Raw genomic sequence first — 7,343 nt, 5'->3', positions numbered from 1 at the left:
GCGGCTCCCTCTTCGCGGAATATTCGGGGCGCCTTTTTTTGGGTGGTTTTTTTGTATTGTGCGGGGTCGGGGGGGCGTCGCTCCCCGCCACGGCCCCCCCGACGCGTCCGCCGAAAGAAGAGGTCTATGCCCCCTGCCGACTCCCGTCCCGTCGACAATCTCGACGACGACGACTACCCCGCCTACACCATGGGCCGGGCCGCCGAAATGCTCGGCACCACCCCCGCCTTCCTCCGCACCCTCGGCGAACACCGCCTGATCACCCCGCTGCGCTCCGAGGGCGGACACCGCCGCTACTCCCGCTACCAGCTACGCATCGCCGCCCGGGCCCGTGAACTCGTCGACCAGGGCACCCCGATCGAGGCCGCCTGCCGCATCGTCATCCTCGAAGACCAACTCGAAGAAGCCCGGCGCATCAACGAGGAACTGCGCACCCAAGGCCGCGAGCCGCAGTCAAAGACCTCAGCCTGACAGACGACACGCCCGACGGCCCAGCCGACGTCGCTGACGGCCCGTCACGGCTCCCGCCCCGCATTGCAGCGTGGTGCCGGTGTGCAGGGCGACTTCGCACAACACCTGGAATCCCGCGGTGAGCGCCATACCGTGGACCGCGATGAACACGCTGGTGCCCCGGTCGGCCATCGCGTCGTCGTCGATCACATACGAGCTCTCTCCGCCCGTTCTCTCCCGCCGAATGCCCCTGAGTCACGTGCGATGGCCCGGGGTTGCCGCGTGGAGGCCGCGCCAGTCCAGGCACAGGACGGTGGCGTCATCTCGCGGCTGCCGGCCGCCGTAGGCATCGGAGACCGCCCCGACCAGCGTGCGCACGACCTCGCGGGGATGGTCGGCGACGGTCTCACGCAGGAGACCGGGCAGGTCGACGGCACGCGCTTCGCGTTCCTGCATGCCGTCGGTGTAGAGAACGAGGCGGTCGCCGGGTCGCAGGTCGAGGTCCTGCACCTGGTAGGCGCCCTCCCAGGCGACGCCGAACGGCAGGTTCACCGCCAGGCGCAGTTCCTCGACCTTGCCCTCACGCAGCCGCAACGGCCAGGGATGGCCCGCGTTGACGAGCTGGGCGCCGCTGCCGTCCAGGGCGACGCGCACCAGCTGTCCCGTGGCGAAGGTGCGCCGGCCGTGCTCGAGGAGGGCCTGGTGAGTCTGGCGAGCCTGTTCGGCCAGGTCCGCCCCCGCACGGCGGGCGCCGCGGGAGGCGTTGACCAGGAGGGTGGCCATCAGCGAGGCGTTCACGTCGTGGCCCATGGCGTCGGTGACGGACAGGTGCAGGGTGTCCTGGTCGAGAGAGTAGTCGTAGGTGTCGCCGGCGATGTCGGAGGCTGGGACCAGCGCGCCGGCGAGGTCGAACTCGGGCGCCTCGCAGGAAGAGGCCGAGGGCAGCAGCTGGCGCTGGATCTCCGCGGCCAGGCTCACCGTGGTGGTGCGGTTGCCCCAGTGGTAGAGGTCGGTGAAGCGGCGGTCGGTGACGATGATGTAGGCCAGCGCGTGCGCGGCCTCCTCGACCTGCTCCAGTACGTCCTTGGTGGTGTCGGTGAGGAACAGCTCCAGCACACCGATGGCGTCGCCGCGGTTGGTGACGGGAGCGAGCACCCGCTGCCCGGGATCCGGCCCGTCGTGCGGCGCCTGGACCAGCTTCTGGGTGCGCAGAACCTGGTCGTAGACGCCGCTGCCGGCCAGCGAGACGTGTTCGGCCTGACGATGCCGTGGTGAAGCGGTGTTGTCGCTGACCCGCAGCAGGCGCCGGCCGACGACGTCGACGAACAGGAACGACACGTACCGTGCGCCGAAACGCTCGCGCAGGTTGCGCGCCACCACATCCAGCGACTCCACCGGTGCGGCGTCCTCCGCCGCCGCCAGCACATCCGACAGCCCGAACCGATCACGCAGCACATCCGCCTCCCTGGTTACGCCCCTTCTTCCCGCCGAAACGGCAAGCATCACCGCATTCTGGCGTTCAGCACGTCCCCCCACGGGGTGCTTCCGGTGTCCAGGTCGAGGCGCTCGCGCCGGGCCGAGGGACCCTGGTGATGGCACACCCGGCGTCGAACGGCCTGTGCAAGCAGCTCACCGACCGCCCCCGGCCGCCCAAGAAGCGGATCCACCGCGACGAGGTCCACAACCCGCCCCGCCTCATCCTCGACCCTGTGGACACACCGCGGCCACGGTCGACCTCACCGCCGTCGTCACCCACCTGGCCGCAGACTGCGGCGCACTGGTGCGATGCCGGCCGCCATGGTGGCCCCCGACCGCGTGCAACCGGGTACCCACTACCCCAGCGACGCCACCGCCGGCGCAGCCGTCGGCCCGGCCAGCGCCTGACTCACCCGCCACATCCCTGCCCTGCTTCTGCGCCACTGGCTCCGAGTGCTCTGACCGCATAGGTTCGCCGGGTCGCTCAAGCTGCGGCGACGAGGGGGGCGACTCTCAGCGGATGCCTCTTTCGCTGCGGATGCGGGCGCGTTCCTTGCGTTCGGCGGCCAGGACGTCGCGGTGGCGGGCGTTGGCGTTGCGCCAGCGGAGGCAGGCGTGCAGGGCCCAGATCTGCATGGTGTGGTGGGCATGGTCGGAGTTGGCGACATCGAACTGCCGCAGCGGTCCGAAGTGGAACTCGATGGGTTCGCCCATGGGGCGTAGGCCGGGGTGAAGCACACCTCGACCTTGTCTTCTTCGCCCAGCGGCAGATGTCGGCGCCCTTGTGGGCTTCGCCCGCGTCGCCATCGCCGCCACGAGCCCCCACTGCTCAACCTGGCCCTCACACCCCGCTACGCCACCCACAGCTCACAAGCCGGTGTCACCGCCATCAAGTGACGAGCCGTCAACACCACCGGCACCCACCTGTCCCCCACTTCGTCAGCCGCAAGGACCACGGAGCCTCCATCTCGCGGCGGGCTATGTCGTCGTCCGGCCGCGCGGCATCGTCAGGCTTCACTCTCGGGATGGGTGAGGTTCGCTCCGGTCGCCGGATCGAACACGTGCGCCTTGGCCATGTCGACGAGCAACTCCACCGGTGCGCCCTCCCGGGCGCGTGTGGCGGCGTCCAGGCGGGCCACGATCTGCTGGACCTCCGCGCCGGTGTCGCGCAGACCCGAGTCAGCCGCCAGTTCCTCCAGTTCCGCGGTCGTAGCGGAACCGCCCTCCGCGGTGAAGTACACGTATGCGTCGGAGCCCAGCGACTCCAGTACGTCCACGTTGGCGGTGAAGACGGGGCCGCCCCGGGTTGGTTGGGACGACAGGGCCGCGTCCTCGAAGGCCTCCGGCCGCAGGCCGACGATGACCTCGCGAGGCGCGTTCTGCCGTTCCAGAGCCTGCCGCGTACGGTCTTCCAGCGGCAGATCGCCCAAGGGCGAGCGCAGCATGCCGCCCTCCAGGGTGGCGTTGAGGAAGTTCATCGCCGGTGAGCCGATGAAGCCCGCGACGAAGAGGTTGCGCGGCAGGTCGTAGAGCTGTGCGGGCGTGCCGATCTGCTGGACGAGGCCCTGCCGCATCACGACGACCCGGTCGCCGAGGGTCATCGCCTCGGTCTGGTCGTGGGTGACGTACACCGTGGTGGTGCCGAGGCGTCGTTGCAGGCGGGAGATCTGGGTGCGCATCTGCACCCGGAGTTTTGCGTCCAGGTTGGACAGTGGCTCGTCCATCAGGAACGCCTTGGGATCGCGGACGATCGCCCTGCCCATGGCCACCCGCTGACGCTGGCCACCGGAGAGGTTCGCGGGTTTGCGGTCCAGGTGCTCGGTGAGGTCGAGGATCCGGGCTGCCTCCTCGACCTTGGAGTTGACGGTGGCCTTGTCCACCTTCGCCAGCCGCAGCGGGAAGCCCATGTTCTCGCGCACGCTCATGTGCGGGTACAGGGCGTAGCTCTGGAACACCATGGCAACGTCGCGCTCCTTGGGAGCGAGTTGGTTGACGACCTGGTCACCGATGCGCAGGGTGCCTTCGGTGATGTCCTCGAGTCCGGCGATCATGTTCAGGGTGGTGGATTTGCCGCAACCGGAAGGACCGACCAGGATCACGAACTCGCCGTCGGCGATGTCGAGATCCACATCCTTTACGGCAAGGGATCCGTCGGGAAAACGCTTGGTGACTCGTTCGAGGGTGATCGCGGCCATGGTGCCTCCTCCTTGCCTTCATGCCTTCCGGGTCCGGGTGTGGGGGTAGGGGTCCCGTAGCGGCGGACTGCCTGCCACGGCCGGCCCGGTCACCCCTTGACCGCCCCGGAGGTCAGTCCGGCGACGATCCGCCGCTGGAAGAGCAGAACGAAAATGATGATCGGAATGGTGATCACGACGGCCGCGGCGGCGATCGACCCGGTGGGCTGCTGGAACTGCGAACTTCCGGTGAAGAACGCGATCGCCGCGGGCACCGTGCGCGCCGCCTGCGTGGAGGTCAGCGAGATGGCGAACAGGAAGTCGTTCCAGCAGAAGATGAAGACGAGGATGGCTGTGGTGAACACGCCCGGCGCGGCCAGCGGAGCGATGACCAGCCGGAAGGCCTGCGCGGGCGTGGCCCCGTCCACCTTGGCGGCCTTCTCCAGGTCCCAGGGGATCTCCCGGAAGAACGCCGACAGGGTATAGATCGCCAGCGGCAGGGAGAAGGTCATGTACGGGATGATCAGCCCCACCCAGGTGTCGAAGATCCCCACGATGCGTTCGATGTTGAACAGCGGGGAGACCAGGGAGATCGGGGGGAACATGGCGATGAGCAGCGACATGCCGATGAGGACCCGCTTGCCGGGGAACCGGAGCCTGGCCACCGCGTAGGCGGCCATGGTGCCCAGCACCACTGCGATGATCGTGGAGATCAGGGCGATGCCGATCGAGTTGATCAGTGCGCGGGTGAACTCGGAGGTCTTGAAGATGCCCCGGTAGTTCTCCCAGGTCCACTGCCGCGGGATGTAGTTGCCGTCGGTGAGCGTGCTGGGCGCCTTGAACGACAGCGCGGCGATCCACCACACCGGGAACAGGGCATACAGCACCACCACCACGTTGATGACACCCCAGCGCGTGGCGTGCGTTTTCCCCACTTCGGCCATCAGCGTTTCACCTCCGCGCCAGGTGCGGCCGCGCCGAAGAGCTTGACAAACGTGAAGGCGATGATCCCGACGGCGATGAAGATCAGGACCGAGATCGTCGAACCGATGCCCAGGTTCAGCGCGGTGAACAGATTGTCGTAACCGAGGATGGACACGGAGCCTGTCTCGTGGGCGCCGGAAGTCAGGATGTAGATGTTGTCGAAGATCCGGAACGCGTCCAGCGTGCGGAAGAGCAGCGCCACCAGAATGGCCGGTTTCATCAGTGGCAGCACGACCTTGAAGAACCGCTGCCGGGCGGTGGCGCCGTCCACCATGGCCGCCTTGAGTGTTTCCTCGGGGACCAGCGCGAGGCCCGCCAGCAGCAGGAGGGCCATGAACGGGGTCGTCTTCCACACCTCGGCGAGGATGATCAGCCACAGGGCTGACCACTGATGGGTCAACGGGGCCGATCCGCTGGGCAACAGGCTTGCGAGGTAACCGAGTTGCGGCGTCCAGGCGTACTGCCAGGAGAAGGCGGCGACGACGGTGACGATGCCGTAGGGGATGAGGACCGCGGTACGTACGGAGCCGCGACCGAAGATCGTGCGGTGCATCACCAGGGCAAGCCCCATGCCGAGGACCAGTTCGATGGCCACGGACACGACGGTGATGAACAGCGTGACCCAGAAGGCCTGCCACCAGAACGTGGAGGACAGCACCGAACCGTAGTTGCTCAGACCCACGAACTTCGCCTGTGCCGGGAAGCGCAGGTCGTAGCGCTGCAGTGAGAGGTAGACGGCGTATCCGATCGGGTACGCGGTCACGGCGAGCATGACGATCACGGCCGGCGCGCACAGCAGCCAGCCGAGCCGCCGCTCCTGCCTGGCGCCGGCCGACAGTGCCGCCCGGTCCTGCCTGGCCTGTTTGGCATCGGGGGGCGGCGGGGCTCCGGCCGGTTCGGCCTGCATGCTCATCGGGGACCGCCGCAGGGTGAGGCCGGCGCGTGGGCGCGTCGGTCAAGGGGGTGGTGGTTCACGGGATCACTCCCTTGGATTGCAGAGCAGCGTCGATCTGGTCCCTGATGGTGCGGACCGAACTCACGGGCTTGATGGCGGAGGGCGGGGACAGGGTGTGGGAGACGGCGATCGACACGTTCTGGTAGGCGGGGGTGAGCGGGCGCACGCTCGCCGACTGCAGGGAAGTCAGCACGTCCTTGGCGAATGGATACGCCTTGATGAACGGCGGCTCGTCGTACAGGCCGCGCAGGGTGGGCGGCAGACCGCCCATGAGCGCGGCGGTGAGCTGGTTCTCCCTGTTGCGCAGGCACAGGGCGGCTTCGAAGGCCAGTTGCGGGTGGCGCGTGTAAGCGCTCACCGCGAGATTGATTCCGCCGATGGTCGGACGTGCCGGGCGGCTCGCGTCGACCCGGGGGTACAGCGCCCAGCGGAAGTTCTTGAACAGTGCCGGATTGTTGGCCTTCATCGACGGATAGACGAACGGATAGTTGAGTTCGAATGCGGCACTCCCGGACTCCATGGCGAGGCGGTTCTGGTCCTCCATCTGGTTGGACAGGGAGGGGTCCGCGGCCACGGAGCGCGCCAGGTTGCGCATGATCGTGGCGGCCCGCACGGCGGGCGCACCCAGGGAGGGCTTTGTCGCCGTCGGGTTGAGGATGGAGCCGCCCGCGCTGTTGATCAACGTGTTGAACCAGACGGTCAGTCCCTCGTACTGAGCACCCTGGATCTCCACATAGTGCGGCTTGCCCTGGCGGGCGAGGTTGCGGGCCATGCTCAGCATCTCGGCCCAGGTCTTGGGCGGGGTCGGCACCAGGTCCTTGCGGTACCACAGGAGTTGGGTGTTGGTGTTGTACGGGACGGCGTACAGCTTGTTCTTCCAGGTCGAGGTCTGCAGCGGTACCCGCAGGGTGCCCTGGGTGGCCTGCTGCTTCGCCGCGCCGGTCCACTCGCGGATCCAGCGCGCCTCGGCGAACTCCGCCGCCCAGGTGACGTCCAGGCCCAGGATGTCCAGGGTGTTGTCGTGGGCCGCGAGCCGGCGGACGAGTTGCTGGCGCTGGCCGTCGGCGCCACGGGGGAGCTTGTTGTAGCTGATCTTGTAGCGGCCGCGGGATGCCTGGCTGCACCGATCGGCTGCCTTCTGGAGCGCGCCGGAGTCGTCGGGGAAGTTGTACCAGTTCAAGGTGGGCCGGCCAGACCCCTCCCCGCTGCCGCACGCGGCGAGCGTCGACGCCAGCAGGGGCAGCACGGCGAGCATCCGCAGCCGTCGCATCCTCCCCCACGGGCGCCTCCGGGCCGGAAGGGGC

Annotated in this window: 7 protein-coding genes and 1 pseudogene; 1 reads left to right on the top strand and 7 read right to left on the bottom strand. The window is 68.3% G+C overall.

Translation table 11 applies throughout. The features are described 5' to 3' along the window. Positions 1-126 precede the first annotated feature (126 nt). Entirely contained in the window at positions 127-471 is a 345-nt protein-coding gene (locus ABZ453_RS38085) for a MerR family transcriptional regulator (RefSeq protein WP_359022520.1), read from the top strand. Here the strand turns inward: ABZ453_RS38085 and ABZ453_RS38080 are convergent. From ABZ453_RS38080 to ABZ453_RS38050, 7 genes and pseudogenes are all read right to left on the bottom strand, one after another. Next, on the bottom strand, positions 463-660 hold the full coding sequence (locus ABZ453_RS38080; protein WP_359022518.1) for a hypothetical protein: 198 nt from the start codon (positions 658-660) through the stop codon (positions 463-465). The two genes, ABZ453_RS38085 and ABZ453_RS38080, sit on opposite strands and share 9 nt — an antisense overlap. A 45-nt stretch (positions 661-705) precedes the next feature. Beyond that, the gene (locus tag ABZ453_RS38075; RefSeq protein WP_359022516.1) at positions 706-1,905 is read right to left on the bottom strand and encodes a PP2C family protein-serine/threonine phosphatase; all 1,200 of its coding nucleotides are present in this window, start codon (positions 1,903-1,905) and stop codon (positions 706-708) included. A gap of 534 nt (positions 1,906-2,439) precedes the next feature. Next, a pseudogene (locus ABZ453_RS38070) lies at positions 2,440-2,716 on the bottom strand (IS630 family transposase); the annotation flags it as partial. Between the two features lie 217 nt (positions 2,717-2,933). After that, complete coding sequence (gene ugpC, locus ABZ453_RS38065; protein WP_359022514.1) at positions 2,934-4,121, bottom strand: sn-glycerol-3-phosphate ABC transporter ATP-binding protein UgpC; 1,188 nt, start codon at positions 4,119-4,121, stop codon at positions 2,934-2,936. A gap of 89 nt (positions 4,122-4,210) precedes the next feature. Continuing rightward, the gene (locus ABZ453_RS38060; RefSeq protein WP_359022512.1) at positions 4,211-5,044 is read right to left on the bottom strand and encodes a carbohydrate ABC transporter permease; all 834 of its coding nucleotides are present in this window, start codon (positions 5,042-5,044) and stop codon (positions 4,211-4,213) included. After that, positions 5,044-5,991, bottom strand: coding sequence for a sugar ABC transporter permease (locus ABZ453_RS38055; RefSeq protein ID WP_359022534.1), 948 nt, complete (start codon positions 5,989-5,991; stop codon positions 5,044-5,046). Before ABZ453_RS38055 ends, ABZ453_RS38060 begins: the two co-directional genes overlap by 1 nt. Positions 5,992-6,055: 64 nt before the next feature. Continuing rightward, complete coding sequence (locus tag ABZ453_RS38050; RefSeq protein WP_359022510.1) at positions 6,056-7,309, bottom strand: ABC transporter substrate-binding protein; 1,254 nt, start codon at positions 7,307-7,309, stop codon at positions 6,056-6,058. Positions 7,310-7,343 lie beyond the last annotated feature (34 nt).

The sequence above is a fragment of the Streptomyces sp. NPDC005799 genome (genome assembly GCF_040630525.1).
Lineage (GTDB): Bacteria > Actinomycetota > Actinomycetes > Streptomycetales > Streptomycetaceae > Streptomyces > Streptomyces griseorubiginosus_B.
The sequence above is the reverse complement of the archived record's forward strand: the minus strand, read 5'-3'. Positions and strand labels throughout refer to the sequence as shown.

What these genes read in the sequence shown, in the direction of transcription:
- ABZ453_RS38055 (WP_359022534.1), bottom strand. Translation starts at nt 5,991, where the DNA reads ATGCAGGCCGAACCGGCCGGAGCCCCGCCGCCCCCCGATGCCAAACAG.
- ugpC (WP_359022514.1), bottom strand. Translation starts at nt 4,121, where the DNA reads ATGGCCGCGATCACCCTCGAACGAGTCACCAAGCGTTTTCCCGACGGA.
- ABZ453_RS38060 (WP_359022512.1), bottom strand. Translation starts at nt 5,044, where the DNA reads ATGGCCGAAGTGGGGAAAACGCACGCCACGCGCTGGGGTGTCATCAAC.
- ABZ453_RS38085 (WP_359022520.1), top strand. Translation starts at nt 127, where the DNA reads ATGCCCCCTGCCGACTCCCGTCCCGTCGACAATCTCGACGACGACGAC.
- ABZ453_RS38050 (WP_359022510.1), bottom strand. Translation starts at nt 7,309, where the DNA reads ATGCGACGGCTGCGGATGCTCGCCGTGCTGCCCCTGCTGGCGTCGACG.